20 protein-coding genes are annotated in these 15,049 nt (G+C 41.3%); 4 read left to right on the top strand and 16 right to left on the bottom strand.

The window, feature by feature from the left end; translation table 11 throughout:
- The first annotated feature begins 84 nt into the window (after positions 1-84).
- Positions 85-1,353: an aminotransferase-like domain-containing protein gene (locus tag A3I3_RS0105375; RefSeq protein ID WP_018371710.1), complete on the top strand. Its 1,269-nt coding sequence runs from the start codon at positions 85-87 to the stop codon at positions 1,351-1,353.
- Here A3I3_RS0105375 and A3I3_RS0105370 read toward each other — a convergent pair.
- Both A3I3_RS0105370 and A3I3_RS0105365 read right to left on the bottom strand, forming a co-directional pair.
- Positions 1,342-2,022, bottom strand: coding sequence for an MmcQ/YjbR family DNA-binding protein (locus tag A3I3_RS0105370; RefSeq protein ID WP_018371709.1), 681 nt, complete (start codon positions 2,020-2,022; stop codon positions 1,342-1,344). The two genes, A3I3_RS0105375 and A3I3_RS0105370, sit on opposite strands and share 12 nt — an antisense overlap.
- 54 nt (positions 2,023-2,076) lie before the next feature.
- The gene (locus tag A3I3_RS0105365) at positions 2,077-2,433 is read right to left on the bottom strand and encodes a DUF1304 domain-containing protein (protein ID WP_018371708.1); all 357 of its coding nucleotides are present in this window, start codon (positions 2,431-2,433) and stop codon (positions 2,077-2,079) included.
- Between the two features lie 180 nt (positions 2,434-2,613).
- Between A3I3_RS0105365 and A3I3_RS0105360 the strand changes: the two genes are divergently transcribed.
- Together A3I3_RS0105360 and A3I3_RS0105355 are read left to right on the top strand one after the other, a co-directional pair.
- Entirely contained in the window at positions 2,614-3,927 is a 1,314-nt protein-coding gene (locus A3I3_RS0105360) for an FAD-containing oxidoreductase (RefSeq protein ID WP_018371707.1), read from the top strand.
- Between the two features lie 73 nt (positions 3,928-4,000).
- Positions 4,001-4,474, top strand: coding sequence for a glutathione peroxidase (locus A3I3_RS0105355; RefSeq protein ID WP_026129780.1), 474 nt, complete (start codon positions 4,001-4,003; stop codon positions 4,472-4,474).
- Positions 4,475-4,507: 33 nt separating this feature from the next.
- Here A3I3_RS0105355 and A3I3_RS10155 read toward each other — a convergent pair whose 3' ends face one another.
- From A3I3_RS10155 to rpsP, 4 genes are read right to left on the bottom strand one after another with little or no spacing between them, the layout of a single operon-like run.
- Complete coding sequence (locus A3I3_RS10155; protein ID WP_240366775.1) at positions 4,508-4,861, bottom strand: GNAT family N-acetyltransferase; 354 nt, start codon at positions 4,859-4,861, stop codon at positions 4,508-4,510.
- Positions 4,813-5,064, bottom strand: coding sequence for a hypothetical protein (locus A3I3_RS11050; RefSeq protein WP_205617687.1), 252 nt, complete (start codon positions 5,062-5,064; stop codon positions 4,813-4,815). The genes A3I3_RS10155 and A3I3_RS11050 overlap by 49 nt, the downstream gene beginning before the upstream one ends.
- 37 nt (positions 5,065-5,101) lie before the next feature.
- Positions 5,102-5,341: a KH domain-containing protein gene (locus tag A3I3_RS0105345; protein WP_018371705.1), complete on the bottom strand. Its 240-nt coding sequence runs from the start codon at positions 5,339-5,341 to the stop codon at positions 5,102-5,104.
- 11 nt (positions 5,342-5,352) lie between these two features.
- A complete protein-coding gene (gene rpsP, locus A3I3_RS0105340; RefSeq protein ID WP_018371704.1) occupies positions 5,353-5,625 on the bottom strand; it encodes a 30S ribosomal protein S16 in 273 nt (90 codons plus the stop codon).
- A gap of 232 nt (positions 5,626-5,857) precedes the next feature.
- Between rpsP and A3I3_RS0105335 the strand changes: the two genes are divergently transcribed.
- Positions 5,858-6,700 (top strand): DegV family protein, encoded by an 843-nt coding sequence (locus tag A3I3_RS0105335; protein WP_018371703.1) that lies wholly within the window; start codon positions 5,858-5,860, stop codon positions 6,698-6,700.
- A 188-nt stretch (positions 6,701-6,888) separates the two neighbouring features.
- Here the strand turns inward: A3I3_RS0105335 and metK are convergent, their stop codons facing one another.
- From metK to A3I3_RS0105285, 10 genes are all read right to left on the bottom strand, one after another.
- The gene (gene metK / locus A3I3_RS0105330; protein ID WP_018371702.1) at positions 6,889-8,076 is read right to left on the bottom strand and encodes a methionine adenosyltransferase; all 1,188 of its coding nucleotides are present in this window, start codon (positions 8,074-8,076) and stop codon (positions 6,889-6,891) included.
- 568 nt (positions 8,077-8,644) lie between these two features.
- Positions 8,645-9,250: a ribosome biogenesis GTP-binding protein YihA/YsxC gene (gene yihA, locus A3I3_RS0105325; protein ID WP_018371701.1), complete on the bottom strand. Its 606-nt coding sequence runs from the start codon at positions 9,248-9,250 to the stop codon at positions 8,645-8,647.
- Between the two features lie 9 nt (positions 9,251-9,259).
- Positions 9,260-10,492 carry an ATP-dependent Clp protease ATP-binding subunit ClpX gene (gene clpX / locus A3I3_RS0105320; protein ID WP_018371700.1) on the bottom strand — a complete coding sequence of 411 codons (1,233 nt, stop codon included), beginning with the start codon at positions 10,490-10,492 and terminating at the stop codon, positions 9,260-9,262.
- A gap of 30 nt (positions 10,493-10,522) precedes the next feature.
- Positions 10,523-10,693 (bottom strand): hypothetical protein, encoded by a 171-nt coding sequence (locus tag A3I3_RS10835; protein WP_018371699.1) that lies wholly within the window; start codon positions 10,691-10,693, stop codon positions 10,523-10,525.
- Positions 10,694-11,203: a dihydrofolate reductase gene (locus tag A3I3_RS0105310; RefSeq protein ID WP_018371698.1), complete on the bottom strand. Its 510-nt coding sequence runs from the start codon at positions 11,201-11,203 to the stop codon at positions 10,694-10,696.
- 79 nt (positions 11,204-11,282) lie between these two features.
- A complete protein-coding gene (locus tag A3I3_RS0105305; RefSeq protein WP_018371697.1) occupies positions 11,283-12,122 on the bottom strand; it encodes a thymidylate synthase in 840 nt (279 codons plus the stop codon).
- Between the two features lie 98 nt (positions 12,123-12,220).
- Positions 12,221-12,637, bottom strand: a complete 417-nt coding sequence (locus A3I3_RS0105300) for a hypothetical protein (RefSeq protein WP_018371696.1) — start codon at positions 12,635-12,637, stop codon at positions 12,221-12,223.
- A 68-nt stretch (positions 12,638-12,705) separates the two neighbouring features.
- Positions 12,706-13,338 carry an alpha/beta fold hydrolase gene (locus A3I3_RS0105295; protein ID WP_018371695.1) on the bottom strand — a complete coding sequence of 211 codons (633 nt, stop codon included), beginning with the start codon at positions 13,336-13,338 and terminating at the stop codon, positions 12,706-12,708.
- A gap of 34 nt (positions 13,339-13,372) precedes the next feature.
- A complete protein-coding gene (locus tag A3I3_RS0105290; protein WP_018371694.1) occupies positions 13,373-14,056 on the bottom strand; it encodes a DUF6994 family protein in 684 nt (227 codons plus the stop codon).
- Between the two features lie 22 nt (positions 14,057-14,078).
- Complete coding sequence (locus A3I3_RS0105285) at positions 14,079-15,038, bottom strand: ROK family glucokinase (RefSeq protein ID WP_018371693.1); 960 nt, start codon at positions 15,036-15,038, stop codon at positions 14,079-14,081.
- Between the last annotated feature and the right edge of the window lie 11 nt (positions 15,039-15,049).

Here is a 15,049-nt window from a genome sequence, read left to right as displayed (position 1 = left end):
AGGTGAAAAATTCGTTTCACCTTCATTTTTCTTTTCATTTTCCAATATTTGCGGTACAATGGAGAAAAATCTGTCGGGGGACACATGAACAAATACCAACAAATCATTTCAGATATTGAAAAACAAATAAAAATTGGTAAACTGCAACGAGGAGAAAAATTACCATCCATTCGGACACTAAGCGCTCAATATTCCTGCAACAAAGACACTGTACAAAGAGCCTTGTTGGAGCTGAAATTTCAGCATATCATTTACGCCAAACCTAAAAGTGGCTATTATGTTTTAGGCGACGAAAACGAATATCAAGATTTGGAAGTTCTCATAACAGATGGCCATGAGCAGGCCTATGAAGACTTCCGTCTCTGTGTCAATGAAACTCTAATTGGTCGTGAAAATTACCTTTTCAATTACTACCATCGACAGGAAGGTCTGGAAGAATTGCAACAGTCTGTCCAAAAACTTCTCACAGATAGTGCCGTCTATACTCAACTAAACAATATTGTTATCACATCAGGCACCCAACAGGCCCTCTCAATTCTCTCACAGATTGATTTTCCAAATGGTCGCGAAAAAATTTTAGTGGAACAACCGACATACAGTCGCATGAATGAACTTGTCCAATCCCAACATCTGCCCTACGCTAGCATTGAACGGACACCCGAAGGTATTCATTTAGCGGCCTTAGAAGAAATTTTCCAAACAGAAGAAATCAAGTTCTTTTATATGATTCCTCGCCTTCATAATCCTTTGGGACAATCACTTAGTCGTAAGGAAAAAGAGGATATTTTAAACTTGGCAAACCGTTATAATGTCTACATTGTTGAAGACGACTATCTGGCTGATTTCGATCGTCAAAAAAAACTTCCTTTACATTATCTGGACACTCAAAATCGTGTGATTTATATTAAATCTTTTTCAAGCATTCTCTTTCCGGCCCTCCGCGTAGCTGCCTGCGTTCTCCCTTCTTCAATCAAAGAGCCTTTCATTCGTTACAAAAATGCCATGGATTACGACAACAATCTCATTATGCAAAAAGCGCTCTCTCTTTACATTGACAATCTCATGTTTGCCAAAAATCGCCAGCTACTTTTATCAATGGAGGAAAAACAGGAACTATCTATAAAAAATGCTCTAAAACAGTCCCCATTGCCCCTACCATATCATCTATCTAGTCGCGGAATTTTGCTGGATTTACGAGGACAAACAAAAATCCCTCAACTTAAACATAGCTATTTACCACTAAATTTTTTTGAAAGTAGTTATTTAAATCCTTGTCCCTACGACTATGCTTATCTACCTTACAGTACTAATTTTGCCGATCATTTAAAAAAGGTTCGTCAGTTACTCATCTGACGAACTTTTCGTAAGTTGAAAACCATGATCCAGCAAAGATTGAATTTGCTCATCTGCCAAACCGCCGTCCAAAGGCAAGCTAAGCCAGTATTTTTTATTCATGTGATAGGCTGGATAAATACCTGACTGTTTGACCAAGTCCACTACACGATCACTCTTGACATTGATCACCTCAACCTTTCCTGTTCGTGCAGGATTAAGTTTTGACCAATCAATGGTCATAAACAGACCATACCATTTTTTACTGTGTTGATGACGAAAAACTCCCGTATGATTTGCCCGATTTTTGGAAGAATTTTTCCATAAATATTCCATCCGCCCTTGATAGGTTTGCGCCACATAATCCACTAAACGATGGCTTTGCTCATTAAGAAAACCAGCCGCTTCAAAACATGATTCTCGAATATCCAAAAGCACCTCTGTGCATGCTGCTCGTACTTGCCCAACAAATTTTCCCATCATGCTAGCTTGATGCACTTGAATATATTCATCACCCGTATCCAGATCAAAAAGCTGGTAAGTCACACGATTATTTTTCACTTGCACGCATAGCTCAAAATCACCAGCCATAATTGTCGTTTGATAGACATAAATGTCCACTTCTTTCGTAAAACCGTATGCTAATAACTTTTCTGGCACAGCCTGATATTTTTCAAATAAATTTTCCATGGGTCTATTGTAGCAATAATTTATAAAAATGCCCACTATTCAGTGAGCAGATTATTAAAACAATAAGCTGATTAAAGTTAAAATTGCGAGCCCTCCTTGCTTGAGCAGGATTTTTGGATCAGAAGTCGCTGCACCATAAGCTGCTACTAAGATGATGTAGCTCAGCAAAATTCTCGTCCAGACTAGACTTGGCACTACAAAAAGGGCAATTAAAAGCAGGACTCCAATTAAACCATTGTAAACGCCCTGATTTTTGAAAAGGGTATTGACACTTAGGCGTTCCAACTCTTCCTTAGTCATATTGAAAACACGCGCCGTTGCAGCTGAAGTTGTTGCGAAAGTTTCCAAATACATGATATAGAAAAATTCCAAAGCAACTAAACTTCCTAAAACTAATGTGATAATTGACATAACTATCTCCATTTCTATTTTCGATAAACATAGGATAGCATTTTTAGACAAGGTGTGCAAAATATTTGCTTGAAAATTAATTAATATTTTCTGAAAACAAGAAAATAAATTTCCGTAGCAGAATTAAGCAAAAAAATAAAGCCTATGATAAAATAGAATTCGAATGGAGGAAGTATTAGAATGTTAACCTATGATTTAATTGTAATCGGCTTTGGTAAAGCTGGAAAAACTTTGGCTGCTAAAATGGCCGCTGCTGGTAAAAAAGTTGCTCTGATTGAGCGCAGCAAAGCTATGTATGGTGGAACTTGCATCAATATCGCTTGTATTCCAACTAAAACCCTTTATGTCGCAGCCGAAAAAAATCTAACTTTCGATCAAGCCATGGCTGAAAAGACAGCCGTTATTACGCGTCTTAACGCCAAAAACTACGCTGGGGTTTCTGCTCATGTTGACGTGATTGACGCTGAAGCAAAATTCCTATCAAACAAAGTCATCGAAGCCACTGCTAATGGTGAACACCAAGAACTAACCGCTGAGACAATCGTCATCAATACTGGTGCTGTCTCTAATATCTTACCAATCCCTGGCATCACAACAACCAAGCATGTATATGACTCAACAGGTATTCAATTCCTTGAGCAAGCACCTAAACGCTTGGGAATTCTTGGCGGTGGAAATATCGGACTGGAATTTGCTGGCATCTTTAATAAATTAGGTAGTCAAGTGACAGTCTTAGATGCCAGCGACATTTTCTTACCACGTGTTGAACCTTCTATCGCTGCTCTTGCCAAACAATATTTAGAAGAAGATGGTGTAACATTACTACAAAACATCCGCACCAAAGAAATCAAAAACGAAGGTGATGAAGTCGTCTTGATTGCAGAAAATGAGACTTACCGTTTTGATGCTCTCATGTATGCGACTGGACGCAAACCAAATGTTGAGCCTCTTTATCTTGAAAACACAGATATCGAACTAACCGAACGTGGTGCTATCAAGGTCAACGACTGCCTCGAAACAACTGTTTCTGGTGTCTATGCGGCAGGTGATGTCAATGGCGGACTTCAATTCACCTACATCTCACTAGACGATTTCCGCATTCTCTATAGCCAATTGGCAGGTGACGGTAGCTATACGCTCAAAGAACGCAAAAATGTTCCGACTACGATGTTTCTTAATCCACCCCTTGCTCAGATCGGCTTGACTGAAAAAGAAGCAAAAGAACAAGGTCTGCCCTATGCAGCAAAAGAAATGCCAGTCGCTGGTATGCCTCGCGGACATGTTAATGCTGATTTGCGGGGTGCCTTTAAAGCCATTGTCAATACGGAAACAAAGGAAATCCTCGGTGCGACCATCTTCTCTCAAGGTGCCGAAGAAATCATCAACCTTATCACTCTTGCCATGGACAACAAGATTTCATACACCTATTTCACAAAACAAATCTTCACTCACCCAACCTTGGCTGAGAACTTGAACGACTTGTTTGCAATTTAAGGACTTTAAGGAACCTACTTGGGTTCCTTTTATGGTAAAATTGCTTTATTATCACATGAAAGCAGGTAAGACCATGTCACTTTACAAAATCCCTATTACCCAGCAAGACGGAACAGAAACCACTCTTGCGCCCTATCAAGGCAAAGTGCTACTCATTGTTAATACAGCTACTGGCTGCGGGCTGACGCCACAATATGAGGGACTACAAAATCTTTATGAGCACTATCAAGCACAAGGGTTGGAAATTCTTGATTTTCCTTGTAATCAATTTAAAGAGCAGGCGCCTGGCACGGCTGATGAAATCAATTCTTTCTGCAGCCTTCATTACCAAACTAGCTTCCCGCGTTTTGCAAAGGTTGATGTCAATGGCTCAGATACGGCTCCTATTTACCAATGGCTCAAGGAGCAAAAGGCAGGCTTACTCTCCAGTAAAATCAAGTGGAATTTTACTAAGTTTCTGGTAGACCGTGAAGGCAAAGTCATCAAGCGCTACGCTCCGACCACTGCTCCAGAAGAAATCGAAAAAGATATTCAAGCCCTCCTCTAAAACATAAAATCCATTTCATCTGAAATGGATTTTTTATTTAGCAGCGTAGCTGTCTAACTCTAGACGCATGAGGAGGGTTTCTTGGTAATTTCCCTTGCGGGTGAGAAAGGCTTTGGGATTTCTGCCGTATTCAACAAAGCCGACTGATTTGTATAAGGCAAGCGCTGCTTGATTGCTAGCCACCACTTCCAATTCTAGCTGAAGATAAGCCGCTTCTTTGGCGCAGTTGATACAGACTTCTGTCAAAGTTCGTCCGAGACCCTTGCCCCACACTTTGCGGTCAAGGGCAATGGCAAAAATAGCACGGTGCTTTAGCTTACCTTTCTTAGCCGGTCGGGTCAGGCTTGCCGCCCCCACAATCCGCTCGTCAAGAATGGCGCAAAGTATGATTTTATCGGTGCTATCTTCTGCAAGGACTGCACTTCTTTTTTCAAACCAAAATCTTTCTCATCTGAATAAGTAATCATATTGTCTGTTTGCTCATGGGTCAAAACAAAATGCTCAAAGAGAGCTTCCGCGTCGCTCGCTCTGGCATTTCTATGCAGGCAAGTTTGCCCGTCTTTTAGGATAAGATCTTGATAAAATTTCATCTTTCCTCCTTTCAAAACAAAAAGCAGTGGTCTCCCACTACTTTTCATCAATCACAATTCTGACTTTTTTATCTTCGGTTGGGACCGAGTAAACAATCGTTCTTATCGCAGAAATGGTGCGACCTTTCCGACCAATTACGCGCCCAACATCATCCGGGTCAAGATCCAAATGATACTCCATAAACTCAGGGGTATCCTCAATCTTGATTGTCAAGGCATCTGGCTGTGAAATCAAAGGTTTCACTATTGCAATAATAAGATTTTCAATCGTGTCCATCAGTCAACCTCTTATTTTGAGTATTTTGAATCGTGGAATTTCTTCATAACTCCAGCTTTTGAAAGAATGTTACGAACAGTGTCAGACGGTTGCGCACCGTTACCCAACCACTCAAGAATGCGGTCTTCTTTCAAAGTCACTTGGTTTTCAGCTACAAGTGGGTTGTAAGTTCCAACAGTTTCGATGAAACGTCCGTCACGTGGCGCACGTGAGTCAGCAACGTTGATACGGTAGAAAGGTTTTTTCTTAGAACCCATACGAGTTAAACGGATTTTTACTGCCATTTTTGCAATATCTCTTTTCTTTTTTATTTATGAATAGAACTTCTATCCATTTACCTTTAACAGTTTATCACGAATTTCACTCCTTGTCAATAGCTGTCAAGAAAAAAACTTGACAGAGTTATTTATAATTCAATTAATATTTTAAGTATCTATTTTAACTATTTCATGATATAATAGCGCTAACGACAAATTTTAAACATTTGTCTAAAAATTGACTTAATAGGAGAAGCCCATGACTTGGAAACTTGTAGCTGATTCCGGCTGCGATTTAAAAACACTAGACTTGACTTCAAAAGGGAAATTTGAACGTGTCCCCCTCACCATTCAGGTAGGGCAAGAGATTTTCGTTGATGATCTGACTTTAGACATTGACAAAATGATGGATAAAATGTACACTACTTCAACCGCTTCAAAGTCAGCCTGTCCTAGTCCAGATGACTATATAAAAGCCTTTGACGGAGCAGATAATATTATTATCATCACCATTACAGGGACATTATCTGGCAGTCAAAATAGTGCTCAAGTTGCTAAACAATTATACCAAGAAGAACATCCTAATGTTAATATCCATGTGATTGATAGTCTATCAGCTGGCGGCGAAATTGACCTACTTATGACTAAATTAGGAGAATTGATTAACCAAGAATTAACTTTTGATCAGGTTGTAACAAAGATAACCGACTACCAAAAAAAGACTAAGTTAATTTTTGTCCTTGCTAAAGTTGACAACTTAGTAAAAAATGGTCGCCTCAGTAAACTGATCGGAGCTGTAGTCGGGCTACTCAATATCCGCATGGTTGGCGAAGCAAGTCGCGAAGGAACTTTAGAATTACTGCAAAAGGCTCGTGGGTATAAAAAATCACTCTTTGCCACTTATGACGAAATGAAAAAAGCTGGTTATGCTGGTGGAAAAATTGTCATGGCACATCGTCATAATGATAAATTCTGTCAAGAGTTGAGCCAACTCATTCGAGCAGACTACCCTCAAGCAGCTATTGAAGAATTACCAACTTCTGGTCTATGCAGTTTCTATGCTGAAGAAGGTGGGCTTTTGATTGGATATGAAATTTCATAAAGAAAGAGGCTGGGACAATAGTTCTCAGCCTCTAAAATTAATTTGGATTATCTGCAAGACGCGGTAGCCTCTTGGCTTCTACGTTCGCCATTATAGGCTCCGTACAAGTCTAATAGGCATCGCGGGGGTGGGACGACGAACTATTCCTTTACAGGAAGTAGTTCTGTCCCACTCCCTTTTTTACGTCATTATAAGACTTTTTTCAATTCTTCTACCTTGTCTAATTTTTCCCAAGGCAGGTCAATGTCCGTTCGTCCCATATGTCCATAAGCCGCGGTTTGTCGGTAAATTGGACGCTTCAAATCCAGCATTTGGATAATGCCTGCTGGGCGCAGGTCAAAGATTTGTCGTACCGTTTTTTCCAAACGGCTTTCCGCCACCTTAGCCGTGCCGAAAGTATCAATCCGCACAGAGACTGGATGCGCCACTCCAATCGCATAAGCCAGCTGGACTTCTGCTTTCTTGGCAAGACCTGCTGCTACGATGTTTTTAGCGATATAGCGCGCTGCATAGGAAGCCGAACGGTCAACCTTGGTCGCATCCTTACCAGAAAAGGCTCCCCCACCGTGACGCGCATAGCCACCGTAAGTGTCTACGATAATCTTGCGGCCAGTCAAGCCAGAATCGCCTTGCGGCCCACCGATGACAAAACGCCCCGTCGGATTGATGAAAAATTTGGTCTCCTCATCCAAGTATTCCGCTGGAATGATAACCTTAATCACCTTGTCAATGATGTCTTGGTGCAGCTGCTCATTGGTCACATCTGGGTCGTGCTGGGTGGAAATGACCACTGTATCCACGCGCACTGGACGGTCGTTTTCGTCGTATTCGACCGTCACTTGCGACTTAGCATCTGGACGCAGGTAGGACAGCTTCTTTGTTTTCCGCAATTCTGCCAAGCGACGCACCAGCCTGTGACTGAGCGAAATCGGCAAAGGCATGAGCTCCTCGGTCTCATCAATCGCAAAGCCAAACATGAGCCCTTGATCCCCCGCACCAATCAAATCGAGCGGGTCTTGGTCGCTATTGCCACGTACTTCCAAGGCTTCATTGACCCCTTGGGCAATATCTGGCGACTGCTCAACCAAGGACGGATGAACGCCGACCGTTTCCGCACAGAAGCCATAAGCCGTATCTGTGTAGCCAATCTCAGCAATCGTATCGCGCACCACTCGGTTGATGTCAACGTAAGCCGTCGTCGATATTTCACCAAAAATGTGTACCGAGCCCGTATAAACAGCCGTTTCTGCCGCTACATGCGCCTCTGGGTCTTTCGCCAAAATTGCATCCAAAATCGCATCCGAAATTTGGTCTGCAATCTTGTCTGGATGCCCTTCTGATACGGACTCTGATGTAAATAGTTTCCTTTCAGACATATCCATGTCCCCCTTTTAATGAATTTGTTACGCCAGAAAAAATCAAAATCGATCTTATTTTAATTTTTTCTCAGTAAGTTTCTTAGACAATTACTATAGTAATTGTCGTAGCAAGATGAGCTAGGAAACAGCCATCTTGCTTAGAAAGTTAAAAAGTTACAAAGAACCTCCAGGTTTGAGCAAAGGTTTTTTCTCCTAGAATGTTTAAACTCCGACAACTTCTCTAGAATAATGTTGAACGAAGAAGGTGCTTTGCGAGGACTTATAGTCCGAGCAAAGATTTTCTCTTTCTAAGTAGAATTTTGCGAAAACCACTAGGTTTGAGCAAAGTCTTTTCCTACCTAGAAAATACAACAACATCTCTAAAATGATGTTGCATAAAGGAGGTTCTTTGCGAGGACTTATCAGTCCGAGCAAAGGTGTTCCTCTTTGAAAAGAAAATTCTCAAATGAGCAACATTTTCAAAACTTCTTCAGTCGCCTTTTCGGGACTCTTTTAACGTTTACTATTGTATCATTTTTTTAATAAATTGAAATCATAAAAAATTAAAAGAGCCTAGTTATTTTAACTAGAACTCTCCATTAATTGCTGCTATAATAGCGTCCCAAGACTGATCCAAACCTGTTTTATCAACTGCTGAAAAGATGATAAAATCATCGTTTTTGTCAAAATCCAGTTTATTTTTAATGGCACTTTCGTGCTTGTTCCATTTTCCGCGGGGAATTTTATCCGCCTTAGTCGCCACGATAATGACAGGAATATCGTAATATTTGAGAAATTCGTACATCTGTACATCGTCTGCACTAGGGTCATGCCGCAAATCCACCAAGCTCACCACAGCCCGCAGATTGTCACGACTGGTCAGATATTCCTCAATCATCCGCCCCCATTTGGCGCGCTCGGTCTTGGAAACTTTGGCATAACCGTAGCCAGGAACGTCCACAAAGCGCAACTTGTCATCGATATTGTAAAAATTCAGCAACTGCGTTTTCCCAGGCTTGCTGGAAGTCCGCGCCAGATTCTTCCGATTAAGCAAAATATTGATAAAACTTGATTTTCCAACATTAGAACGCCCAGCGAGAGCTACCTCAGGTAGATCATCTTGTGGATAATGACTCTTGTTGGCTGCTGACAAGAGAAGACTTGCATTGTGGGTATTTAAAAACTCACTCATGTCACACCTCTAAGCTGTTTCCAGAATAGGCTTATCTGTACCGTCAACCGCTTCTTTGGTAATGCGAACCAGCTTGACATCGTCTTGGCTCGGCACTTCAAACATGACATCCATCATCGTTTCCTCGATAATAGAGCGAAGTCCACGCGCCCCCGTCTTACGCTCAATCGCCTTGTTGGCAATCTCTTGCAAAGCATCATCGTCAAATTCCAGCTTGACATCGTCATAGGACAACAAAGTTTGGTACTGTTTGACCAAGGCATTCTTTGGCTCACGCAAAATCCGCACCAAGTCATCAACCGTTAACTGCTCCAGAACAGCAAAGACAGGCAAACGCCCAATCAGTTCAGGGATAATTCCAAATTTCTGAATGTCTTCAGAAACAATTTCTTGCATATAAGAACTTCCCTCGTCAATAGCACGGTTGTTTTGCCCGAAACCAATAACTTTCTCACCCAGACGTTGCTTGACGATTTCTTCGATGCCGTCAAAGGCGCCGCCCACGATAAAGAGGATATTCTTGGTGTCCACTTGTATCATCTCTTGCTGCGGATGCTTACGCCCGCCTTGTGGCGGCACACTGGCAACTGTTCCTTCGATGATTTTCAGCAGGGCTTGCTGCACCCCTTCACCAGACACATCGCGTGTGATTGAGACATTTTCAGATTTCTTAGCAATCTTGTCAATCTCATCGACATAGATAATACCGCGCTCAGCGCGTTCGATATTGAAATCCGCCGCCTGCAAGAGCTTGAGCAGGATATTTTCCACATCCTCACCGACATAGCCAGCTTCGGTAAGAGCAGTCGCATCTGCAATAGCAAAGGGCACATTGAGGCTGCGAGCCAGCGTCTGCGCTAGGAAAGTCTTACCAGAGCCGGTCGGCCCAATCATCAGAATATTTGATTTTTGTAAATCAACATCATCATCTTCTTCACGGCTATCGTGAAAATTAATTCGTTTATAATGGTTGTAAACCGCAACTGCTAAAGCGCGTTTAGCTCTGTCTTGACCAATCACATAATGGTTGAGAATATTGAGTAATTCAACTGGCTTTGGTACTTCTGACAGATCAGACAGTACTTCTTCAGCTAGTTCTTCGCGAATAATTTCTTGCGCTAGTTCTACGCATTCATTACAGATAAAAGCATTATTACCAGCGATAATTTTTTGAACTTCGTTTTGATTTTTACCGCAAAATGAGCAATAAATCATCGGCTCATTCGTTCGATTGTTGGGCATGATAACTCCATTTCTAATCATTTTTTATATTTAAAATAGGGTCTGATAGACCGCATGAATCGTATTTACTAAATTTGTAAAGGCATTCAACAAAAAAAGCATCGCTAAACCAAAGCGTTTTTTTCTAAACGCCTGTCCTGCACACAGGAGGCAAACAAAGGCTAAAAAAGCTGTAAATAGGCCAAATAAATTTCTTTCCATCTATGCCTCCTTTCTCAATAACTTAACAGTGAAATCATAAGGATTTTTTTCATCTTTAGCATGAAAATCTTCCTTAAGCAAAGCAAACTTCGACAAGTCAAATCTTTCTGGGAAATAAGTGTCTCCCTCCAAGGTAGCATGCACTTGTGTTTGCACAATTTCTTCTATATATGGCTCAAAAGCTGCCAAAATCTGTGCGCCACCGATGATAAAAAGTGTCTTATCTTGCTTTTCATACCAGCGCAAAACACTCTGAACATCATGAAAAACGAGAACACGCTCGTCCTCAATTTGATAATGTTTATCAGCAGTTAACACAAGAGTCGTCCGCCCTGACAAAACTCGCCGTTTCATTCCATCAAATGTCACGCGCCCCATAAGGATTGCTTGCCCCATGGTCGTTTCCTTAAAATGCTGTAGCTCGGCAGGTAAATACCAAGGCATGCGGTTGTCTTTTCCGATCAAGCCAGCCTCGTCTTGCGCCCAAATAGCAACAATTTTTTTTGACATGTACTTTTCCTTTTTAATGATACTACTATTTTACCAGAAAACTTGGAAAAAGGCTGTTTTTAACTACTATAATTACTGCTTAAATCGCCAAATCGAATTTCAACTGCGGTTTGACAGGTTTGTAGTCCAATAATTCAAAATCTTCTGGCTTGATGTCAAAGAAATTGGTACCGTCTGGGATATTTAAAACCAAGCTCGGCTGGCATTCAGCAGGTTCACGCCGCAAAAGCTCATCAGCCTGTTCAAATTGATTGTCGTAAATGTGCAGATTATTGACAAAATAGAAAAATTTCCCGACTTTCCAACCAAAATGCTTAGCAATCATCATTTGCAGCGCCACATACTGCATGGCGTTGATATGGTGCGCCACTAGCATATCATTGCTGCGCTGGGTCAGAGTCGCGTCCAGATAAATATCGCCGTCCACCCGCCGCACATCAAACATGGTCTGAAAAGCGCAAGGCAAAAGACCTTCCGTCTCTTCGAAAGCCTCATAATCCCAGAGCGAGATGATATTGCGACGATTCCAAGGATTGGCTTCTAGCTGCTTTAAAATCTTGCCAATAATATCATGCTTTTTGACAACAGCGCCGTAGCGCTGCCCAATCGTTCCGCTCTCGCCAACTTCCCAGTCATTCCAGTAGTGGACATTGTACTTGTCATTCAGCACCTCTAGGCTGTTGCTTTGGTCTTGGTAAATCCAGAGCACTTCCTTGATTGCCGATTTTATGGCAATGGGGCGCAGAGTAGTAATGGGAAATTCGCCCTTGGACAAATCGTATTCGGCGAAAGAACCTGTGATATATTTGGAGTTTGCTACATTTCCGTCCTTATAGCGCGGACGCGCATTTTCACTAAAAACGCCCTCTTCCATAATCTTTTGAATATTTTCCTTGAAAATCTTATCTGCTTTGGTCATGCTAGCTCCTTTTTGATTTCTGTCTTATCTAGTATATCATAAGTTATATACTTCATATCAAAAAAACTTCTACAAGGAAATTCTTGTAGAAATTTTTCTTATTTTATCCAATTATTAGGATGATTGAGATCGTTAGCTTCTAAATCAGTCAATTCCAAAGTAATCTCTGGAACGGCTGGGATATGAGAAATGGTGACCAGCGGATAGTTCTTATAGGTTGTAAAACGTACAGAAACACCCTCTTTTCGTCTGCTGACATCATAAGAATAATTGACTTGCGCATCGGCGGGGAGCTCGGCCAATCCCTCTCCTCTCTCGCTTTTATCCGCTTCATCAATTTCATCTAAAATTTCGTCGAACCATTCCAAAGCCTCTGTGTTTGAAGTTTGCAAAACCTGCTGATTATCACTATCAAAGACTGTAATGGTGTCTTGAGACTTCGCACGGTTTGAATGACAAGCGACGAGAAAGAAAACTGCTAGCACAAGAACGGACAATGATTTCAGAAATTTCATCTTCTTCATACCTCCTTAGAGTAAGATATGTTTGCCAAAATAGAACCAGTCGTTTCAAACAAACCAATTTAATCAATCCCAAATCTCTTTTGCAAAAAATCTTCAACGATTACCGAAAATTCCTTGGGCATTTCTTTATTGAGTTCATGCCCGCCATTCTCAAGAATAGTCAACTGAGCGTGGGGCAGCAATCGAGCCAAATCCTTCGCAGAAGCGAGATTGACCTTATCTTTACTACCACAGATGACACGCACAGGCAGATTGATATGCTTCACCTGCTCTGTCATATCAAGATTTTTCATTGACTTAAAAAACCGAACCAGGCTCGCCTTATCAACCCCTTCTTGAGCAAGGGTTTTACTAGGTAGCAATTTAAAAGCGATATTTTGCAGTTTATAAAAGAAACTATGTTTCAGGTCATATTGACCAGCAGACACAACCAAGCCTTTCAATTGAGGCAACTTTTCTTCTGCCAAAGCTAAAGCCAAGGTTCCGCCTAGCGAAAGACCAACCAAAACAAAATCTTCATTTTCTTGTTTTATGTGCTCTAGCGCATTTGCTTTTAACTGAGCAAAATCTGCTGGAAAGACGCCGCTTGGCAAGAGTTCAGGAGCTGCGCTAGGATAGTTTGCTAAATGCTCGCGAACTTGCCCCCAATCATCAGCCATCTGACCCGCTCCCTGCAAAAAGATTAGTTTCATGCTTGTCTCCTACCTAGCAATAATAATATATCACTTAATCAAAATAATTGTTTATAAGATTATTTAAATAAAAAGGTAAATTATCCTTAATTTCCTTTACAGTAAGGACGCACTCTAAGATAATCTCTTTTCCTTGACCTTTACTAATATCATAAACGTTATAATGATCATCTACAAAACGATTTAACTGCATTTTATTAACAAAATCGGGGAAATTTTCAAATCTGGCTAGCCATTCTTTTGTTGTCCCGTTTACATAAGCTTTGTTCATCGGTGTTTTTTCGCCTTGAAAAAACATTTTCAAATCATACAACAAACAATCTATACGGTCTCTATAAATTGTATAGCGATAAGTGTTGATTGTTGGTAATTTGTGCTTAGGCCAAACTAAATGAAAATCTAAATTTCCTCTTAATTTTCCATAATCTCTGACCCACTTTTCATACTCACCCTTATGAAATTGGTAAATTGGTTTTCTAGCACATATTGAGTCCGCAGCTAAACGGATTCCGTTGTCATTAAGGCAATATTTATTAGCTTTTAAGCCAAATTTCTCTCCTAGTTCTTGATACAATTCAGGATCACAAGCGTCAGGATCTTCAGATAACCTAGCAAATATTGCGGGAATATAGTCTGGTTCAGTTTCTTCTAGTATTTTGTAAAAATCACTATAATAGAATTTATTAAAGCGTTCTATATTTTCCTTATAAACTTTCATAAATATACTCTCTAATAAAATTTTATTGCAAAACCAGCGAAGCTGCTCCAATCACGCCGGCATCGTTTCCGAGGTTGGCTAAGGCCAATTTGGTTGAAGTTCTAATTTGCGGAAAAGCGTTTTTATCAAAGACTTCTTGCACGCCCGCTAAGAGAAAGTCTCCCGCTGCTGACACACCGCCCCCGATAACAATCGTTGCAGGGTTAAGGACGCTCGCGATATTGGCACAAGCAATTCCCAGATAGCGTGAAAAATTGCGATAAACGATATGCGCCAGTTCGTCACCTTCTTTTGCCAAATCAAAAACAATCTTGGCTGTCACATCTTGTCCGTCATCAATCAGCCTTTTCAACTCCGCATCGCCAGCATATTCTTCGGCATAACGACGGGTCAAATTGACAATCCCAGTCGCTGACGCTACTGTTTCCAAGCAACCAGCCTTGCCACAAGTACACTGGATTGGTTGCTCAAAGTCAACCGTGATGTGCCCCAGCTCTCCAGCTGCACCAGCTACGCCGTGCAGAAGTTTTCCGTCCGCGATAATGCCACCGCCGACACCTGTCCCCAGCGTTACAAAAACGACATCTGGATTATTTGCCCCAGCGCCGACCCACTGCTCGCCAAGAGCCGCTACATTGGCGTCGTTATCAATGAAGAAAGGAATGCCCAGCGCGCTTTCGATTTTTTCCTTGACTGGCTGCAAGGTCTTCCAGTTGAGATTATAAGCGCCGATAACCGTACCTTCAAAGCGGTCAACAACGCCAGGAGAACCCATTCCAATCCCGAGGAAATTTTCAGCAGAGAGGTTCAAAAGCCCCAAATGATGCTGAATAGAAGCAATCATGTCATCAACGATATGGCTGCCGTCATCCAAAATATTGGTCTTAATAGACCACTTTTCCTGAATTTCACCAGCGAGGGTCAAAATCGCAAACTTTATGGAAGTACCACCCAGGTCAATCCCAATAATCTTTTTCTCCATTTTTCTTTACC

This window comes from Streptococcus massiliensis DSM 18628, from assembly GCF_000380065.1.
Lineage (GTDB): Bacteria > Bacillota > Bacilli > Lactobacillales > Streptococcaceae > Streptococcus > Streptococcus massiliensis.
The sequence above is the reverse complement of the archived record's forward strand: the minus strand, read 5'-3'. Positions and strand labels throughout refer to the sequence as shown.

Bases quoted from the DNA above. Each gene is read 5' to 3' on its own strand.
- A3I3_RS0105375 (WP_018371710.1), top strand. From the start codon at position 85: ATGAACAAATACCAACAAATCATTTCAGATATTGAAAAACAAATAAAA.
- A3I3_RS0105370 (WP_018371709.1), bottom strand. From the start codon at position 2,022: ATGGAAAATTTATTTGAAAAATATCAGGCTGTGCCAGAAAAGTTATTA.
- A3I3_RS0105365 (WP_018371708.1), bottom strand. From the start codon at position 2,433: ATGTCAATTATCACATTAGTTTTAGGAAGTTTAGTTGCTTTGGAATTT.
- A3I3_RS0105360 (WP_018371707.1), top strand. From the start codon at position 2,614: ATGTTAACCTATGATTTAATTGTAATCGGCTTTGGTAAAGCTGGAAAA.
- A3I3_RS0105355 (WP_026129780.1), top strand. From the start codon at position 4,001: ATGTCACTTTACAAAATCCCTATTACCCAGCAAGACGGAACAGAAACC.
- A3I3_RS11050 (WP_205617687.1), bottom strand. From the start codon at position 5,064: ATGAAATTTTATCAAGATCTTATCCTAAAAGACGGGCAAACTTGCCTG.
- A3I3_RS0105345 (WP_018371705.1), bottom strand. From the start codon at position 5,341: ATGGACACGATTGAAAATCTTATTATTGCAATAGTGAAACCTTTGATT.
- rpsP (WP_018371704.1), bottom strand. From the start codon at position 5,625: ATGGCAGTAAAAATCCGTTTAACTCGTATGGGTTCTAAGAAAAAACCT.
- A3I3_RS0105335 (WP_018371703.1), top strand. From the start codon at position 5,858: ATGACTTGGAAACTTGTAGCTGATTCCGGCTGCGATTTAAAAACACTA.
- metK (WP_018371702.1), bottom strand. From the start codon at position 8,076: ATGTCTGAAAGGAAACTATTTACATCAGAGTCCGTATCAGAAGGGCAT.
- yihA (WP_018371701.1), bottom strand. From the start codon at position 9,250: ATGAGTGAGTTTTTAAATACCCACAATGCAAGTCTTCTCTTGTCAGCA.
- clpX (WP_018371700.1), bottom strand. From the start codon at position 10,492: ATGCCCAACAATCGAACGAATGAGCCGATGATTTATTGCTCATTTTGC.
- A3I3_RS10835 (WP_018371699.1), bottom strand. From the start codon at position 10,693: ATGGAAAGAAATTTATTTGGCCTATTTACAGCTTTTTTAGCCTTTGTT.
- A3I3_RS0105310 (WP_018371698.1), bottom strand. From the start codon at position 11,203: ATGTCAAAAAAAATTGTTGCTATTTGGGCGCAAGACGAGGCTGGCTTG.
- A3I3_RS0105305 (WP_018371697.1), bottom strand. From the start codon at position 12,122: ATGACCAAAGCAGATAAGATTTTCAAGGAAAATATTCAAAAGATTATG.
- A3I3_RS0105300 (WP_018371696.1), bottom strand. From the start codon at position 12,637: ATGAAATTTCTGAAATCATTGTCCGTTCTTGTGCTAGCAGTTTTCTTT.
- A3I3_RS0105295 (WP_018371695.1), bottom strand. From the start codon at position 13,338: ATGAAACTAATCTTTTTGCAGGGAGCGGGTCAGATGGCTGATGATTGG.
- A3I3_RS0105290 (WP_018371694.1), bottom strand. From the start codon at position 14,056: ATGAAAGTTTATAAGGAAAATATAGAACGCTTTAATAAATTCTATTAT.
- A3I3_RS0105285 (WP_018371693.1), bottom strand. From the start codon at position 15,038: ATGGAGAAAAAGATTATTGGGATTGACCTGGGTGGTACTTCCATAAAG.